Here is a 17,804-nt window from a genome sequence, read left to right as displayed (position 1 = left end):
GCCAGCGGCCACGCGCCCCCATGCCGCGGAGATGCCGCAGCCAGAAATACCATGTCACGCTCCCCGCGCCGCGGCCGCGCCCCCCGCCCCCCCGCGGGGCCCCGGCCCCCCCCGCTTCATGTCGAAGGGTCAGACCTTGACGGTCTGTGCCTCGCGCGGGTCGACGGCGTCGCGCGGATCGTCTTGCTGCGGCGCCTCGGTTACGGGCAGTGTCTCGGTTACGGGCAGTGCCTCGGTCGCGTGCGGTGGCTCGGCGGCGGGCTGCGGCTCGGCCGACTGCTCCAGCTCGGCCGACTGCGCCGGCTCGGTGGGCTGTTCCTCGATGGCTTCCTCGAATTCGACTTCCGCCGAACCGGTTTCGGCAACCACCGGCTGAGGCAACGGAACAGGATCTACGCCGAAGCCTTTCGTGGCGATCTCGATGCCGAGCTCGATACGTGTCGTCTCGACCAGCGCCCGCTCCTGCTCGGCGGCGTGGCGCATCGCCTTCTGCCACAGCGAGGCCATCTCCTCGAGCTCCTCGACGGTCGCCTCCACGTCGATGTGCAATTTCAGCCGCTGCATCGTGATGTGCTGGGCGGCGGTGAGAGTGCGCAGCAGGTCTTCGCACTTGTTCGGAATCCGGCGATGCGCCACCACCCGCAAGCGAGTCAGCATGCCGCCCGGGCGATCCCAGATCACCTTGTGAATCTGGGCGCCGACGCTGTCGATCTCGTCGGCCGTGACCAGATCCCATTCACCGCAGGTGGTCAGATCGGCGCGCACCGAGGCCGAGGTCTCCAGGATCGAGGCGACCGCGGCGAGCACCGCCTCGCGGCGCCACGCCTCGTGATCGCGCTGGTCGCCCACCATGTTCGACAGCTCGACATTGCGCTGCGCGGCGTCGAGTGCCTGCCTGCCGCGCTCGTCGGCGGCCGCGATTCCTTCACGGTGGGTTCGGTTGTTGGCGATGACGCCGACCAGAACTGCGCCGGCGACGGGGAGCGAGCCGAGGAGTGGGAGCCACTGAGTCACCAAGCGATCATTGCACCGGTACTCGAAACAGTCACCATGATCGGCGCGTTGGTATCGATGTCGCGTGCCGATTCGGCGCGGAACGCGGTGCTGGAAGCCGGCGAGTGGGGTGTAGGCGGCGCGGCCGGTGTAGTTGCCGCGGCGGATCAATGCCGCGGACCTGGGACTTCGTGTCGCAACACGCCTGCGGAGCACCGCTCGCGCATCGGCGGTGCTCTAGGCTCCCTCTTCATGCGCGTGAAATGCGTTCGCACTATTGAGGTCGTCATTCTCGGCGGCGGTCCCGCCGGATTGGTTCTCGGCAACATCCTGCAAGCGGCGGGCATCGAATCAGTGATCCTCGAGCGACGGAGTCGCGCGCATATCGAGAGTCGGGCGCGGGCGGGCTTTCTCGCACCGGACAGTGTGGCGGTTCTGCGCGAACACGGGCTCGACACCGGTCTGCGCGTCAACGGACATACCCACGGCACCTGTGAATTCCGCAGTGCCGACGGCCGATTCACCCTGTCCTACGGTGAGCTGGGGCAGCGCGAAGTACACACGGTGTATCCGCAGCAGCATCTGGTCACCGACCTCGTCGCCGAGTATCTGCGGCGCGGTGGCGAACTGCTGTGCGAGACAACCGCACAGCGAATCGGCGATCACCAGGGTGATCGGCCGTGGGTATCGGGGCAGAGTATCGACGGCACCGAGTACCGATTCCGCGCGCAGTATGTCGCCGGTTGCGACGGTGCGCGGGGGCTGGCTCGGCAGACGATCACAGTGCCACGGGCGGTGTGTGAGTACGGCATCACCTGGCTCGCCCTCTTGGCGCAGGCCCCACCCACCGCCGAGACCGTGATCTACGGCGTGCACGCCGACGGTTTCGCCGGTCAGATGCCGCGCAGCCCGTATGTGACCCGGTACTACCTGCAGAGCGCCGGACACGAGGACCCGCTGGGCTGGGACGAGCGGCGGATCTGGAAGGAACTGGCGGCGCGGCTCGGCGCGGATCGGTACGGGGCGTTGTCCGAGGGCGCGGTCATCGAGCGGAGCCTGGTGCGACTGCGTTCGGAGATCCTGGATCCGATTCAGCAGGGTCGGTTGTTCCTGGTCGGTGACGCGGCCTCGTCGATCAGCCCCTCGGCCGCCAAGGGGGCGAACCTCGCGATCCTGGGTGCCGACACCCTGGCCCGAGCGCTCCGGTCGGCGCTGCGCAACGGTGACGAGACCGCGCCGCACCGGTATTCGGCCGACTGCCTGCCCCGGATCCGGCGCGCGCACGAATTCTCGAACTGGATGATCGGCATGCTGCACCCGCCCACCGGACCGCGTTCGGTGTTCGACGCCGCCCTGCAGCAGTCCCGCTTGCACAGTTTGGCCACCTCACGAACACATCAGGACCTTTTCGCGGAGAGCTACGTCGGCATCTGACAACTGGAGGACGCGTGACCCGTTCGCTGGCAGCACCGGTAGGTATCGACACGAACGATCGCGAAAGAATCGAGGCGACGGTCGATTTCATCAGAACGCACGACACCGATGGGGTGCTGGCCGCGATGGTGCCCGATCTGACCGCGGCCGACCACGCCGCGATCGCCGAGCACTGCCGGTTCGCGCACGCGGCGGTACTGGTGTTCCCCAGTGAGCTGTCGGCCGTCGCCGCGACGCTGGAGACCTTCGATCTGGTCGCGTCGGCCAATCAGCCGAGCACCGTGGTCCGGGGTCGGCTCGCCCTTCGGCACGGCCTGTCCGAGGACCGACTTCCGGTCCAGATCCTGCGTGCCAGGGTGGGCGCTGCCGACGGAACTCTGTGCGAGATAGAAGTGTTCGTCCTTGTCGACGCGCCGCCGAAGGTCGTCGCCGCCGAACGGGCCACTGCCGCCGAGGCCCACCTGGCCCTCGACACCGGTCCTGTCGACGACCTCACGCTGACCGGCCTGCGGGCACTGTTCACCGGCGCGGGCAAACTGCGTGCCGACGGTGGCGGCTACAGTCCACACGAGGATTCGACGGTCCTCTACTTCGCCTGTATCGGGACGCGGACGTGCTCATACCGGCGGCTGGAATTGCGCGTCCCCGGTCACCGCCCGCACGTGCTCAGCACCCATCTCGACGAATCCGAGGACCCCGCACACCGTTTGCTGCGCCAGCTCACCGGAGCATGGACCACGCAGGCCCTTGCGGTGGCCGCCGACCTCGGCATCGCCGACCGCCTCGCCGCGACACCGGGTCTGCCGGTCGCCGAACTCGCCGCACAGACCGGCACCGACTGCGCCGCGCTGACCCGGCTCATGCGCTACCTGGTCGACCTCGAGGTGGTCCGGACACACGATGCCGGATACGAACTCACCGACACCGGTGCCTTGCTCGCGCGCGAGTCCGACCGAACGTTGCGGTCGATCGCGAGCCTCTACGGTGGAGCGTTCTACGAATCCTTCGGCGCCCTCGGTTTCGCGATCCGCACCGGCACCACCGCGTTCGACCATCATTTCGGCCGCCACCATTTCGACTACTTCGCCGCCGAACCCGAACGCGCCGCCCTGTTCGACAGCGCCATGGCCGCTTCCGCCGCGATCTTCGGCCAGATCGGCCACCTCATGGACACCACCAGCGCCACCACCGTTGTCGACGTGGGTGGTGGCAGCGGCGAACTACTGGCTCGTGTCCTGTCCGGCAATCCGGGACTGCGGGGGATTCTCTTCGAACGCGACAGCACCTTGGACCGGGCGAGAGCCACCTTCGCCGAGGCCGACTGCGCGAGCCGATGCGACCTCGTCGGCGGCGACTTCTTCACCACCGATGTGCCGTCCGAAGGCGACATCTATCTGCTCTCGCGGGTGCTGCACGACTGGAACGATGACGACTGCCGCACGATCCTGCGAAGCTGTGCGGCCGCGATGAGCGCGCACGCTCGCCTGTACGTCATCGAAAGGCTACTGCCGGAAAGCAGTTCCCGGTCGCTGGTTCCGGCATGGGATCTGCACATGCTGTGCAATGTCGGTGGCCGCGAACGCAGTCGTGACCACTACGGGGCGTTGGCGGCCTCGGCCGGGCTCGAGGTCGTCGGTGCTGATGCGCTTCCGTTGGGGTTCGCCATGTTGTGCGTGCGCCACGTCACCGGGTGTGGTCCGAGCGATGAGGACTGAACCGGTGACGTAACACTCGCGGGGTGAGCTAGTTGGCCGACGGGGTGGTTGTCGGGGCAACTGTGGTGGTCGGCGCGACAGTCGTGGTGGGAGCCACCGTCGTGGTCGGCGCGACGGTCGTGGTGGGTTCCACGGTCGTGGTCGGGGCGGGGGCCGCCGCCTGGTTGGTCGCCGGTTCCGGAGTGGTCGTCGACGGCGTAGTGGTCGACGGGGCCACGGTCGTGGACGGTGTCGTGGTGCTGGTGCCCGTCTTCGATGTGGTGGTCGGCTTGGGGCTGGTCGTCGACTTCGTGGTGGTCGACTTGGACGTGCTGGTCGGCGCGGTGGTGGTCGTCGCCGGCTTGGTCGGGGCTGCCAGTGCGGCAGTCACCGAGGCGTCGTCCGGTGCGGCCTTGGTGTTCACCGTCTCGCCCGCCTGTGCCTGCTTGGCCAGGTGCGTCAGCCATGCCGCGGCGTACTCCGCCGAGGTCAGCGGCTTGCCGTTCGCGGCGTCGGAGTCACGCCAGTAGTCGAAGTGGTGACCGGTCCCGTTCGGGCCGAGGGTGAGCTGATACGGATCGTTCATGGCCACCGGGATCGTGTTCTGGTTCGTCACGATCAGCCCGACGATCTCGTTGAAGATCTTCTGCGGCAGGTACGCCAGCGGCGAGAGCTGCTCACCGGCGATCACGTCGGCCTTGACCGGCGTGGTGGTCTGCCCCGGCTTGTAATCCGGGTCCGACACCTTCAGCAGTACGTCGAGGAAGGTCTCGTCGCTGGCCATCCAGTTCGGGTTCGACCCGATATCGGAGAACGCTGCCATCGCGATCCGGCCCAGCGTGAACGCCATGTCCTGGCCCATCGCCGGGGTGATCGCGGTGATGCCGTTGCGCTCCAGGTCGGCGCGCTGCAGTTCGTCGATATTGATCTGACGACCCACATTCGCGGCCAGTTGCAACAGCGAGATGTTGTCCGGTGCCGCGCAGGTCAGGTCGCCCTCGGAGCAGAAGGAGGCGATCTTGCCGTTGAGCGCGCCGAAATCAGCGCCCGTGGTTACGCCCTGGCCCGAGACTGGCGTCTTGCCGTCCTGGTACTTCTGGTCGAAGTTGTCGGGGCGCGCGAACGGGTCGTCCGCACCGAGGAAGGTGCCGTCGCCTGCCTTACGACCCGGATCGGCGAACATCACCACACCGAGCACGTCGTCCGGGTTCACGGTCGCGTACCCGTCGGCGGGGTCGTCGTTGCCGATGCCCTCGGCCACGCGACGCACCACATCGGCGCCCTCGCTGTAGCCGACGATCGAGAACTTGGTGTCCGGGCAGGCCGCCGAGATCTCCCGCATCACCTGCTGGGTGTTCTCCACACCGCGGTTGACCGCGTCCTCATAGCTCGCCAGATCGGCCGGATAGGCGATGTACACGGCCGCGTACTCACCCTCGGCCACATCGTCGCGCGGGGCGTTCACCACCGGATCCACCCACACACTGCTGTGGTCGCCCGACAGCGCGGCGGGCAGCGGATTCCCGTTGGCATCGAGCAGCATCGCCGTCGTGCCCTCGACCGGGGTGTCGTTGCGCCCGGCCACCGAGATGGTCACCATCTCGCGGCACTCGGTCACCGACGTGGTCAGCTCGTAGCTGGGTGATGCCGGCTGCGACGTCACCGCGAACGAAGCGGCGACGATCGCCGCGACACCCAACGCCGCAGGCGCGGCAACAGCCGAAGCAATGCGATGTTTCGCAAGAAACTCACGCAGATTCATATGTTGATCCCGTTCGAATGACCTACAGGTGGGCAGGCCCCCCGACGGGCCGCATGTCACGAACAATGTCGTGACCACCAGCAAGATCGTTACTGACGCGAACAGGAACCCGGTCGACTCAGGGGCCGAGCGGGGTGGCAGGCAGCTTCGCCGCGAGTCGCCCGGCCGCCAGCGCCGCCACCGCGATGGTGCACAGCGTCGCCAACATGATCGCCGAGCCCTCACCCGGCACGAGCACCCCCAATTGACTGCCGACGGTCACCGCCGCGACCGGCACCCCGATCTGTGCCGCGGCCAGCGCGCCGTAGGCCACCGGCTGGCCGAGCAGGCGCGCCGCGCAGTGCACCGCGACAGCACCGAAGCCGAGGGCGAGGCCGAGCAGGATGAACCGCGGATGCTCCCCGAACTCCCGCAGATCGAGCCGGGCGCCGAGCCACACGAAGAACAGCGGAGCGAGCAGTCCGTCGCTGATCGCAAACACCTGCTTGGCCACCCGCCGCGGCTCGCCGACCCCGGCCACCGCCAGGCCCGCCGCGAACCCGCCGAGCATGATCGAGACTCCCATCTCGCTGGCCACCCCGCACAGCGCGAACACCAGGACCAGGCTCACCCGCAGTTCGAGCGTGAACTTCCGGTCCTCGGACACCTCGTGCATCTGACGCTGCGCACCCGTCTTCTGCAGGTAGCGCAGGATGAAGAACATCACGACGGCGCAGAGCGCCACGACCACCGCGCCGATCGCGGCGCTGGCCGCGTTCGCCGGGTCGATCACCAGCGGCAGCGCGACGATGCAGGCGGTGTCGGCGATGGCGACCTGTGCGGTGAGCGAGAGCACCGGTGGCCCGCTCAACCGCATCGAGTCGATGATCGGCAACGCCATCGCAGCCGACGACGACGCCATCAACACCGCGTACACGGCCGCGTGCCCGATATCGAACGCCTGCGCCACCGCCCAGCCCGCCACCGCCGCGACCACACCGACCAGCACGGCCCGCGCCGCCCCGCTGCCGAGCGCGGTGCGGACCCGCGGATCACGCACGGGCACGTGGGTCCCCGCGGCGAACATCACCAGCGCGAAACCCATGTCGGCGAGGAACACGAAGATCGGGTCGGTGGGGTCGAGAATGCGAAGACCGGTGGTGCCGAAGATGATTCCCGCGATCAGTTCGCCGAGCAGCACCGGCAGGTACAGCTGCTTCGGCAAGGCGAGCAGCGGCCCGATCAACCCGAGCGCGACCACCAGCGCCAGGGTCGCGAAAGTCATGGCATCGTGGCGATCTTGGCGGGAATCTCGATGTTCTCGTCGGCCCAGTACAGCGCGCACACGCGGTGATACCCGTCGGCGATCAGCATCGGCACGTTCCGGCGGCAGTCACCGCGCACCAGCAGGATCGGCGAGAGCTTCTTGCCCTCGTTCACCTTGAGCAGGTCTTTGCGGACATGCGGGTTGTCGGGGGTGAGGGCATCGAGCTGGGAGGCGCGCAGAATGTCCTTGGCCTTCTTGACGACCACCGGCGCGGCCATGAGCTCGGCCACGATCGCGTCGACCATCGTCTTGTCGCCCAGTAGCTCGAGATAATCGGCGGCAGCGGGATAGTCATGGTCTTCCGGCGCGGACTTCCACTTCACCTGCAGGATCGGGTCGGTCATCGAATCATCATCCGCCGCACGCAACCGGTTTACCGAGAGGTCGCTATCTGTCGGCGATCCGGTGGTCTTGCCCTGATTCCGATCTCTGTGCGTGTGTTCAGTTGGTTTCGGCCGAGACCGGGGGGTCCACGGGCAGGAACATCGACAGGATCGTGGGGTTGGCCATGACGATCTCCATCAGCTTGTAGCGCAGTTCCGGCGGGACGAACTCGGCGAGCGCCTGCGGGTCGGCGAGGATCGAGTCCATGATCTCCTCGCGGATCCGGATGGTCGGGTCGACACGGATCGCGCTGATCACCGCTCCGATGTAATTGGACACGATGAGTTCGCGGACTTGGTCGCGGGTCAGGGCGTCGGTGTGCAGCCAGTGCAGGACCAACCCCTCGATCGACGCGATACAGCCGGTGATCGCGGCGCGAAGAACGGGACCCGGTTCCGCGCCGGTGAGCTCGAGCGCCAGTTGTTCGGTGATCTGGTCGAAGCTCCGGTCCCTGATCTCGCGGACCTGGGTGTCGGCGACATCGGCGACCATCAGCTCGTAGCCGCCGGGATGCTGCTCCGCCCGGTCGAGCAGACTGTCGATAACGCGGTTGAGCCACTCCAGTGCCGGTCCCCGCGTTGCCAGGATGTCGGCGCGGAACTCGTCGAAGGTCTGCTCGATGACGGCGAGATAGAAGCCGCGCTTACCACCGAAGTGGTAGCTGATCGAGCCCGCGGCGACGCCGAGGGTGCGCGCGAGGTCGACGATCGAGACTTCCTCGTACCGTTGGTGGCTGAACGCATCCTTGCCCGCGTCGAGCAGCGCCGCTCGCGCCGCCTCCCCGCGTCGGTTGCCTGCCACTGAACCTCCGCCCTGGAACAGCCGTTGCAGACTGCTCGAGTTGAAGATATGTCGCGTCCCGCCGAGACGTCAAACCAGCTCCGCGCAGCGCGATACCCCCCGCCTCGGCATCAGGATGCGAGCTCTGAGCTCGGCTTTCGGTCCGCTTCGGCGAAGCGATCGGCAAGGAACGCGAATCCGGCACGGGCGAATCGCGGTGCCGAGGTGAAGTGCCCACCGAGCCGGATCCGGTGCCGGCTGATCTCGACGCCGAGTTCGCGCCAACGCTGGGTGAGCAGCTCGGTCTGCCGATAGGCGACCACCCGGTCGCGCTCGCCGTGGCCGACGAGCACGGGCGCGGCCGGCGGCAGATACCCGAGGCTGGCCTCACGCATCCGCTCGATCCAGGCCGGATCCTCGAACGGGTCGGTACTGAGATAGAAGGTGCGAGATTTGGGCAGGATGAATCCCGCCGCGGCGAGCAGCAAGGGGTGGAGCCGACGGACGAACGGCATCAGGGACTTGCCTGCGGTATTGAGGCATCGCTCGAGATCCAGGTCATCGAAGCTGGCCGCCAAACCCATCGCCGAGTACATGAGCAGGAACACGCCCGCGGTGCGATCGAGGCTCTTACCCATTTCCACGAGGTCGGCGGGTGGAGCGCCGACGGCGACACCGGCCAACGGCAGATCCGGGGCGTAGGAGGCGTTGAGCTGCGCGGCCCAGGCGGCAGCGTTCCCACCTTCGGAGTAGCCGTAGATCCCGTACCGGCTCACCTGCGTGGATCGGGTTCCGAGCAGAAAGCGCGCGGCCCGCATGACATCGAGCACCGCGCGACCATTGGTCGAACCGATCACATAGGGATGGGTTCCCTGCGTGCCGAGTCCGGGGTAGTCGGTGACCGCCACCGCCCAGCCGCGAGCGAGCGCGAGCGCGATGAACACGCCTTCGTATTCCAGTCCCTTTTCGAGCAGCTGTGACACCGACGCCGACCGCGACATTCCCTGCGTGCCGGGGGCGAAACCGACGAGCGGAACAGACCCGGAACTCTGCCGGGGAATCAATATCGCGCCCGACACCGTGATCGGGTTCCCGGCCAGATCGGTCGAGCGGTACAGCACGCGAAACGCGTCGGCACGCATCGTGATGCCGGGGGCGATCCGCGCCGTCATCGTGCTGACGCGCAGCACCTCCCCGCACTCGGCCCGGCTGACGGTCAGGTCGGGAAGATCTCGGTAGAACTGTTTGCGGCGCCCGCGCCCGGTCGACATCATCGTCATCTTTCGGATTCGCATCAGGTGAGATCAGCGCCGCGCCGACGCGGTGATTTTGTCGAACCGCAGGACACCGTCGAGAAGTTCGTCTTTGCTCAGGGATACGCGGTCGCGGTAATAGTTGTTGACGACCTTCCAGGGAGCGCGCCGTCCCTGCCGTGGCATGACACCGTCACCGCGTTTGATGTATCCGGCGGTCAGGTCGTCACCCATGACGGACGATTCAGCGAAGTCGCCGACGCCGGCCCGAACCGAGAATTGTGAATATCCGCCGTCGCGCATGGCGTTGAGTAATCGACAGAAATACTGTGCGGCGAGGTCGGCCTTGAGCGTCCACGACGCGTTGGTGTAGCCGAGGATGATCATGGCGTTGGGCACGCCGGAGATCAGCACTCCCTTGTAGAGCACCGACTCGCGGGTGTTGACCGGCACACCGTCGACAACCAGTTCGGCGCCGCCCGCGATCTGCACGTTCAGGCCGGTCGCGGTGACGATGATGTCGGCCTCCAGCTCCTGCCCCGATTCGAGCAGAATGCCCTTCTCGGTGAACTTCGCGATGCGGTCGGTGACGATGTCGGCCTTACCGCTCTGAAGGACTTTGAACAGATCGCCATTGGGCACCACACACAGCCGTTGATCCCACGGGTTATAGGACGGCGTGAAGTGCTTCATGTCGATTTTGTCGCCCACCTGCAGCTTGATCTGCTTCAGCAACGCCTTCTTGGCCAACTCCGGGCTGGTGCGCGAGAGCTGGAAACTGGCGCGCTGCAACGCGATATTGCGGGCGCGGCCGATGCGATAGGCGATCTTGTCGGGCACGCGGGCCACGCGCATCGCGATCGCGGCCGGGTCGTCCGAGGGCAGCGCCAGGATGTAGGTGGGTGAGCGCTGCAGCATGGTGATGTGTTCGACGTCGGCTGCCATCGCCGGGATCAGCGTGATCGCGGTGGCACCCGAACCGACGACCACGACCTTCTTGCCCTGGTAGTCAAGGTCTTCGGGCCAATGCTGAGGGTGCACGATCTGCCCGGTGAAGTCATCGGCACCGGGGAAGTCGGGCTGGAATCCCTGGTCGTAGTCGTAGTAGCCGGTGGCGCCGACCAGGAACTTCGACGTCCAGATCTCGGTCTCGCCGGTCCGCTCGTCGACGACCTCGCCCGTCCACAGTCCGGTGCTGCTGTCGTAGGAGGCGCGAATCCCCCTGCGGCCGAAGTGAATATGTTCGATCACCCCGTATTCGCGGGCAGTGTCCTCGATGTAGCGACGGATATTGCGCCCGTCGGCCAAGACCTTGGTGCCGATCCACGGACGGAACCCGAAACCGAAGGTCAGCATGTCCGAATCCGACCGGATTCCGGGGTATTTGAACAGGTCCCACGTTCCACCGACATTGTCGCGGCGTTCGATGATCGCGAAACTACGACCGGTCTTCTCCCGGATGAGCTGGCAGGCCGTGCCGATCCCGGACAGCCCGGCACCGATGATCAATACGTCGACATAGCGTGTCGTCATCGCAGGTTTCCATCCTTGTGGCCGATCAGGAAGTCACGGTCGTCGGGTGCGGTGAGCAGGGCGGTCATGGTCTTGCGGTCGAAAGGCCACAGGTCGATGGTGTTCTCCTCGGTGAAGTACCAGGAATTGCAACCGGTGTTCCACACAGTCGGGCCCATCGCCTCGGCGACGCTGTCGTTGAACCTGACGGTCGCTTCCTCGGTCACTTCGACCGTCTCGAACTCGCCGTCGCGGAAGCGTTCCAGCCACTGCGTGATGTAGCGGGCGGTCAGTTCCGCCGAGTACTGCAACGAGATCGACCCGGTGGGCGAGTTCGGGCCGAGCACGGTGAACAGGTTCGGGAAACCGGGGATCGCGGTCATCCGGTAGGCGCGCGGCCCTTTCGCCCATGCCTCGTCGATGCTCAGTCCGTCGCGGCCACGCAGGTTCATCGGGCGCATGTAGTTGTGCGGGTGGAAGCCGGTCGCGAAGACGATCACGTCGAGGTCGTGGTGGGTGCCGTCGGCGGTGCGGAGACCGGTTTCGGTGATCTCGCTGATCGGTTCGGTCACCAAGGCGGCGTTGTCGGCGCCGATGGCGCGGTGATAGGTGCCGGAGAGCACCTGCCGCTTGCAGAACGGCTCGTAGTCGGGGGTCAGCGCGGTTCGCAGCTCGCGATCGCGGACCTGGGTGGTCAGCGACCACCGGGCGAGTCGCTGCGCGGCCCGGCGTCGCCACGTCGGCTTCAACGCGATATCGGCGAGGATGCCAGAGCCCCACAACAGCGTCGAGTAGAGCCGCTGATGCGCGGCGGGCGCGGCGGCGAGCAGCTTGGCCAACAGTCGCGGCTGGCGCAGACCCATCGGCGCCCAGAGCACCCACTGCGGTGTGCGGGCGAACTGGGTCAGCGCGGCCGCCTGCGGTTGCAGCGCCGAGACCACCTGCACGCCGGTGGATCCGCTGCCGATCACCGCGATGCGTTTGCCGACCGTCTCGATCGCCTCGTCCCAGCGCGCGGTGTGCACGACCGAGCCGGTGAACCGCTCGACGCCCGGGATATCGGGGGTGAAGGGGTGGTGCAGCACGCCGGTGGCGGCGATGACGAAGTCCGCCCGCAGCTCTCGTCCGCCGGCGAGGGTGACGGTCCACCCGTCGGCGCCGTGGACGGCGTCGGTGACCTCACTGTCGAGCATGAGGCGATCGGTCAGCCCGAACGCCTCGACCACCTCGCGGTGATAGCGCTGGATCTCGCTGCCCTCGGCCCAGATCTGCGACCAGTCAGGCTTGGGTGCGAAGCCGAACTGATAGATCTGCGACGGAACATCGCAGGTCAGGCCGGGATACCGGTTCCAATGCCAGACGCCGCCGACATCGGACCCCTTCTCCACGATCACGAAGTTCTCGAAGCCGGCCTGTTCTAACACGACACCAGCGGTGATTCCGGCGACGCCCGCTCCGATGATCACAACCCTGGGGTCACGGGATGGCATCTTGCTCATGGCCTCAGACTGCCACATGTATTGAATCGAATTCAAGAACTTGTGGAGAATCTTCGGCGAACCCAGGCGCTCGCAGTCGTCTACCACCCGAAATGCTGAATCGAATTCAAAGCAGGACTTCACCAGATGAGTCGCAGCCCATACCCGCTTGACCTGAACCACTGTTGAGGGTCGAGGGTTTCTCCCATGAGCACGAACATGATTCAGCCCCCGGTCGTCGACGACGCCACCGTGGACCACACCGCCGACATCGCCGCGATTCGCCAGATCGTCGCCGACACGCAGACCGCGTACAACACCAACGACGCGGACCTCATGACCGCGCAGTTCACCGCGAACGCCGTGGTCGGCAACGCGGTCGGCATGCTGATCAGCGGGCACGACGCGCTGCTCGACTCGAACCGGCGCGGGCTGGCCGGATTCCTGAAGGACGAATACGTCCGCTACGACGTCGTCGACGTGGTCTTTCTGCGCCCGGACGTGGCCATTGCCCACAAGACAGCACGCGCTACCACCGCCGACGGCACCCTGATCGACACCGAACCGGCGATGGTCGCGCTCTACGTACTGGTCAAACAGGACGGGCAGTGGTGGACCGCCGCCCGGCAGAACACCCTGGTGCCGTCGGCAGTGTAGGTTCTCACTTCTCCTAGCTCGCCCTGCACGGATTGCGATCGGGCTGACTGCCGATAACCCGGATGCACTGCACCGCAACCGATTCGGTGCCACCGCAATTGGCCATCGAACCCCCGGCGAAGTAGAGTCCGAGTGGCCCGACCAGCGTCGGACCGCGCAGGAATATCGAAGACCTGCGAGTTGGAGAATGTGATGCACGAGGAAATTCAAGGTGGCGAGAATGGACAGGCGCCGCCGATCAAGAGTTACGACACTTCTATCCATCCAAATTTTCCAGTAGTCGACTTGAGCAAATTCAAGACAATTCGCGATTTCACCGGTGATTTGATTCAAGCCAATGCCACTCAAGCGGCGGCTGTGGGGATCTACTTCAGCTCGAGAGATCGCCCCGTCGCCAAAAAATTGTTCGATCACTATTATCGCGTGACCGGCGATGACTACGTGCTGGAGGAATCGACGATCGAAAGTTGGATCAGCGAAGACCGCCACGCGTACAACAATTCCGCGATTTCAACCTGCCCCGTGGCAATCTCCGACAACAAGGAGGCCGCGATAAGCCGGGCGATCACCGAAGTGGACAAGACCCAGAATCCCGTCAAGGTCATCCTGTCCACCGACTGGGTCATCGTCGCCGGAATCTCGAACGATCATGTCCAATCGCTCGGCCGGTACAGCCTTGCCTCGACCACCGTGGTGGTCGCCCATCCAGGTGCGGCAGGATCACATCAGATCGAACTGAGGCAGCAGTCCCACATCTGCGATATCTACAATTTCCATACCGACGCCGACTACGGCAACATGGCCCAGGCCGCCGTGAATACCATGGCGCAGAGCGAGGAACTCGGCCTTGCCAAGTCGTTCCTGGTATACGGTTCCGGTGCGGTGCATTCCTGGTCGGGTTCGAAATAGGTGGGGATATGACTGACAAGAACAGCAGGACGGATGATGTACTGGTCCCAGCGACCTTCGGAGTCATCACCGGCGGCATACTGGCGGTGATCGCCTATTTCCCCTTGGTCGCGCTGCTGCAGAACGTCTTCGACGTCCCCGAGCTCACGGCGACTCCCAAGAAATACCGAGGCGACACGGAACCGATCTCGCCGTGGTATTGGATAACGTGGATGGTTCCGGTACTCGTCGCGATTCCCGCCGGATTGGCATTGTCCTGGTGGCGGCGCATCCGGGTTTTCGCACTGGCGTCCACGGTGACGTTCGTCCTCGGCGCTGCCGCGGTCGCCGCTGTCGTGATTTCATTCGAGGTCAACGGATTCGCGCCCGACTGACCTGTCCGGCGTAGCCGGGTCAGACGGAGACGGCGTGTTCGAACCACACGTTGTCGCCGTATCCGTACCGAATGGCGCCCAGGTCGACGATCACCTTCTCGGGGAGTTCGAATTCACTCGCCTTGTAGACCGGGGCGGTGCGGCCGGACTCGTAGCCCAGGGCGCCGGAGATCCGCTGGATCGTGGTCGTTATCGCGTCCTGGCGAGTCGCGGCCGACTTCTTCAGCGCGTCGACGGCGGAGGTGATCTGAGATTTGGTCGACTCGTCCATCGGCTGGTCGATCAGCTGCGCCCAACTGGCTAGGGGGAGCATGAAATTGGCGAAAGTCATGCGCTTCGTGAGGGAGCTCGCCAGGTCCGCGGCCTGGTTGTAGACGAGCCGTTCGAGCAGTAACGCGCCGTTCTCGACGATCTTGGCGACCGCGTCGAGATCGATGCTGCGGGTGTCGAACGACTGTCCGAGGGTGGTCGCGGTAGCTCCGAACGCGGTCGCGGCTGCACCGGTCCAGTCGGCCTGGATCCACCCGGTGCCCGCGGACAGGTTCTGCGAGTGGGCGAAGTCGTTGATGCCGAGCAGGCCGATCCGCTTACCCACTCCCCGCAGCGCCTCCCAGTCCGCCTCCACCGGCGCCAGGTAGTCGGCGACGGGCTTGATGCCGATGGTCCGGCCGAGCGGCTCGTCGTAGGAGGTGAGCAGCTCGACGCAGCCGGTGACGACCTGGCGGACCGTGTACTGGGCTTCCTCCACGTTCTGCAGGCTGGGCTCCTGCAGGCCGGTGAATCGGCGGACGTCCCCGGCCGGGCTTGTCGCCGCGACACCCTGCCCGTCGGTCACGGTCGCCCCGGCCTGGTTGATCGAGACAGCGTGCTGCTCATCGGAATTCTTGTACGCGGTGGCCGCGGTCCCCAGTCCGGAACCTAGCGTGCCGAGGGCGCTCGTGTCCTTCTGATGGTCGCCGGACAGTGTGGTTTGCAGCTTCTGGATCGGCAGCGACAGCTGTGCCAGCTGTCCGGATGTTCCGGCTGGTAGCGCTAGACCCGGTAGCAATCGGCCCGCGTTCTCGGTGAAATTGGCGCCGATGTTCTGGAGATCCAGTGTGAAGCCGGACAGCTTCGACACATCAACAGTGAAGTCGACCATTCCATCCCCCCGAGACAAACGCTGCGCACATGCTGACCCGGGACGACCGCAGCCGGGTCACCGAGGCTCGGGCCGGGTGAACCGGCAACCAATCCTGGCAACCAACGAATCCAACTCGGCCACATTGTGATCCAACACCACACTACATCTACCAGCACGGCCTCAGGAGAGCCTGCGGCTGCGCCGCCCGCGTAGCACCAGGGTGATCAGCCGCGGGCCATGTCCACGAAGCGGCTCAGGTGCAGCTGGTGGGCAACGGTGATGGTCGCGGTGGGGCCGTTACGGTGTTTGCCGACGATGAGGTCGGCCTCGCCGCCGCGCGGGTCGTCGCGTTCGATGGCATCCGGGCGATGCAGCAGGATGACCATGTCGGCGTCCTGCTCGAGCGAGCCCGACTCGCGAAGGTCGGAGACCATGGGCCGCTTGTCGGTTCGCTGTTCCGGACCACGGTTCAGCTGCGAGATCGCGATCACCGGAACCTCTAGTTCCTTGGCGAGCAGCTTGAGGTGGCGCGAGAATTCCGAGACTTCCTGCTGCCGGGATTCGACCTTCTTGCCCGAGCTCATCAGCTGGAGGTAGTCCACCACAACGAGTTTCAGGTCGTGGCGCTGCTTGAGGCGTCGAGCCTTGGCCCGAATCTCCATCATCGTCAGGTTCGGCGAATCATCGACGAACAACGGTGCTTCGCTGATCTCGCTCATGCGGCGAGCCAGTTTGGTCCAGTCGTCATCGCTCATGCGGCCCGAGCGCATGTCGCCCAGCTTGATCTTCGCCTCGGCCGAGAGCAGACGCATGACGATCTCGGTGCGGCTCATCTCGAGTGAGAAGATGACGCTGGCCATGCCGTGCTTGATCGAGCAACTGCGCATGAAGTCCATGCCGAGCGTGGAGTTGTGCGTGGGCACCATGGTGCGCCCGGCCAGGTACATGTGATCGGTGTTGTCGACCTCGACGCAGCGGACGAGTACCGGGTCGACCTTGCGGACATCGACGATCTGACGGGCCGCCGAACGCGGGGATCGGGGCACCATATGGGCGAAATTGTCCCTCGGTGTGCGCAGGGTGTGCGCGATCTCGCCGGTCGTCCGGACCACCGGATGCGGCGCAAGGGTGGGGGCGAGCGTGGTCCACTGATGTTCTTCGTCGGCGATGATCACTGTGCCGTCGGAGAATTCGACCTCGTAGCAAGGCCGGTCGGCCATCTCCTCGGTGGCCGCGAGCACCCTGGTGGGCCTGCCGTCGGCCCCGAGCAGCTCGTCACCGACGCGAACCTCGCCCATCGTGGTCCAGCCACCGGGCTTCGGCAGCGGGGTGTCGAGCGCCAGCGCCTTACCGACACCGGGTCGGGCCGCCACGATGATCATCTGACCCGGGTGCAGACCGTTGGTGAGTTCGTCGAGTTCGGTGAAGCCGGTGGGGACGCCGAGGGAGATGCCGCCGCGGGAGGCGATGGAGTCGATTTCGTCCATGGTGGGCTGGAGGAGTTCTTCCAGCGGGGTGAAGTCCTCGGTGGTGCGGCGTTCGGTGACTTCGTAGATTTCGGCCTGCGCGCGGTCGACCACTTCGGCGACGTCCTGGCCGTCGGCGCCCGCGTAGCCGAACTGCACGATGCGGGTGCCCGCTTCGACGAGGCGGCGCAGGATGGCCTTCTCGGCCACGATCTCGGCGTAGAAGCCGGCGTTGGCCGCGGTGGGGACGGTCTGGGTGAGGGTGACCAGGTAGGGCGGGCCGCCGATGCGCTTGAGTTCGCCGCGGCGGTCGAGACCGGCCGAGACGGTGACGGGGTCGGCGGGTTCGCCGCGGCTGTAGAGGTCGAGGATGGTGTCGTAGACGGCCTGGTGCGCGGGGCGGTAGAAGTCGCCGGGGCGCAGCACCTCGATCACGTCGGCGATGGCGTCCTTGCTCAGCAGCATGCCGCCGAGGACGGACTGCTCAGCGGCCATGTCGTGCGGAGGCTGACGGCCGAAGTCCTCGCCGGGGGGTTCGGGCGTGAACTCGGTTTGCGCGCGGTCACCGGTGGTTGTCACCAGGGGAGTCCTCTCTGCCCGCAGAACCGGGGGTTACACATCGATGTACTCGTTGTACTCCCGGACACCGACACCGATGTCAGCAATCGGTTGCCTGCGC

Annotated in this window: 15 protein-coding genes; 5 read left to right on the top strand and 10 right to left on the bottom strand. The window is 66.0% G+C overall.

Annotated features, from left to right (window positions below):
* Window positions 1–129 precede the first annotated feature (129 nt).
* Window positions 130–1,014, bottom strand: a complete 885-nt coding sequence (locus ACFWPX_RS09460) for a hypothetical protein (protein WP_378927023.1) — start codon at window positions 1,012–1,014, stop codon at window positions 130–132.
* Between the two features lie 231 nt (window positions 1,015–1,245).
* Here ACFWPX_RS09460 and ACFWPX_RS09455 point away from each other — a divergent pair, with 231 nt between their 5' ends.
* Both ACFWPX_RS09455 and ACFWPX_RS09450 read left to right on the top strand, forming a co-directional pair.
* On the top strand, window positions 1,246–2,427 hold the full coding sequence (locus tag ACFWPX_RS09455) for a 4-hydroxybenzoate 3-monooxygenase (protein WP_378916016.1): 1,182 nt from the start codon (window positions 1,246–1,248) through the stop codon (window positions 2,425–2,427).
* A 14-nt stretch (window positions 2,428–2,441) separates the two neighbouring features.
* Complete coding sequence (locus tag ACFWPX_RS09450) at window positions 2,442–4,142, top strand: methyltransferase (RefSeq protein WP_378927022.1); 1,701 nt, start codon at window positions 2,442–2,444, stop codon at window positions 4,140–4,142.
* A 28-nt stretch (window positions 4,143–4,170) separates the two neighbouring features.
* Here ACFWPX_RS09450 and ACFWPX_RS09445 read toward each other — a convergent pair whose 3' ends face one another.
* The 7 genes from ACFWPX_RS09445 to ACFWPX_RS09415 form a co-directional block, all read right to left on the bottom strand.
* Window positions 4,171–5,883 carry a cutinase family protein gene (locus ACFWPX_RS09445; RefSeq protein ID WP_378927021.1) on the bottom strand — a complete coding sequence of 571 codons (1,713 nt, stop codon included), beginning with the start codon at window positions 5,881–5,883 and terminating at the stop codon, window positions 4,171–4,173.
* A 118-nt stretch (window positions 5,884–6,001) separates the two neighbouring features.
* Window positions 6,002–7,147, bottom strand: coding sequence for a cation:proton antiporter (locus ACFWPX_RS09440; protein WP_378927019.1), 1,146 nt, complete (start codon window positions 7,145–7,147; stop codon window positions 6,002–6,004).
* On the bottom strand, window positions 7,144–7,521 hold the full coding sequence (locus ACFWPX_RS09435) for a hypothetical protein (protein WP_378916266.1): 378 nt from the start codon (window positions 7,519–7,521) through the stop codon (window positions 7,144–7,146). The genes ACFWPX_RS09440 and ACFWPX_RS09435 overlap by 4 nt, the downstream gene beginning before the upstream one ends.
* Window positions 7,522–7,630: 109 nt before the next feature.
* The gene (locus ACFWPX_RS09430; protein WP_378927017.1) at window positions 7,631–8,374 is read right to left on the bottom strand and encodes a TetR/AcrR family transcriptional regulator; all 744 of its coding nucleotides are present in this window, start codon (window positions 8,372–8,374) and stop codon (window positions 7,631–7,633) included.
* A 110-nt stretch (window positions 8,375–8,484) separates the two neighbouring features.
* On the bottom strand, window positions 8,485–9,648 hold the full coding sequence (locus ACFWPX_RS09425) for a lipase family protein (protein WP_378927016.1): 1,164 nt from the start codon (window positions 9,646–9,648) through the stop codon (window positions 8,485–8,487).
* 9 nt (window positions 9,649–9,657) lie between these two features.
* The gene (locus ACFWPX_RS09420) at window positions 9,658–11,139 is read right to left on the bottom strand and encodes a flavin-containing monooxygenase (protein ID WP_378927015.1); all 1,482 of its coding nucleotides are present in this window, start codon (window positions 11,137–11,139) and stop codon (window positions 9,658–9,660) included.
* Window positions 11,136–12,608, bottom strand: a complete 1,473-nt coding sequence (locus ACFWPX_RS09415) for a flavin-containing monooxygenase (RefSeq protein WP_378927216.1) — start codon at window positions 12,606–12,608, stop codon at window positions 11,136–11,138. The genes ACFWPX_RS09420 and ACFWPX_RS09415 overlap by 4 nt, the downstream gene beginning before the upstream one ends.
* 195 nt (window positions 12,609–12,803) lie before the next feature.
* Here ACFWPX_RS09415 and ACFWPX_RS09410 point away from each other — a divergent pair, with 195 nt between their 5' ends.
* The 3 genes from ACFWPX_RS09410 to ACFWPX_RS09400 all read left to right on the top strand — a co-directional run bounded on the left by ACFWPX_RS09410 (window position 12,804) and on the right by ACFWPX_RS09400 (window position 14,536).
* A complete protein-coding gene (locus ACFWPX_RS09410) occupies window positions 12,804–13,253 on the top strand; it encodes an SgcJ/EcaC family oxidoreductase (protein ID WP_378916033.1) in 450 nt (149 codons plus the stop codon).
* Between the two features lie 192 nt (window positions 13,254–13,445).
* Window positions 13,446–14,162: a hypothetical protein gene (locus tag ACFWPX_RS09405; protein WP_378916036.1), complete on the top strand. Its 717-nt coding sequence runs from the start codon at window positions 13,446–13,448 to the stop codon at window positions 14,160–14,162.
* 8 nt (window positions 14,163–14,170) lie between these two features.
* Window positions 14,171–14,536 carry a hypothetical protein gene (locus ACFWPX_RS09400; protein WP_378916038.1) on the top strand — a complete coding sequence of 122 codons (366 nt, stop codon included), beginning with the start codon at window positions 14,171–14,173 and terminating at the stop codon, window positions 14,534–14,536.
* 19 nt (window positions 14,537–14,555) lie between these two features.
* Here ACFWPX_RS09400 and ACFWPX_RS09395 read toward each other — a convergent pair whose 3' ends face one another.
* Window positions 14,556–15,656: a hypothetical protein gene (locus ACFWPX_RS09395; RefSeq protein WP_378916041.1), complete on the bottom strand. Its 1,101-nt coding sequence runs from the start codon at window positions 15,654–15,656 to the stop codon at window positions 14,556–14,558.
* 227 nt (window positions 15,657–15,883) lie between these two features.
* Window positions 15,884–17,620 (bottom strand): replicative DNA helicase, encoded by a 1,737-nt coding sequence (gene dnaB / locus ACFWPX_RS09390; protein WP_378927215.1) that lies wholly within the window; start codon window positions 17,618–17,620, stop codon window positions 15,884–15,886.
* Window positions 17,621–17,804: the final 184 nt, after the last annotated feature.

Origin of the sequence: Nocardia sp. NPDC058518 (assembly GCF_042719655.1) — a bacterium.
Lineage (GTDB): Bacteria > Actinomycetota > Actinomycetes > Mycobacteriales > Mycobacteriaceae > Nocardia.
The sequence above is the reverse complement of the archived record's forward strand: the minus strand, read 5'-3'. Positions and strand labels throughout refer to the sequence as shown.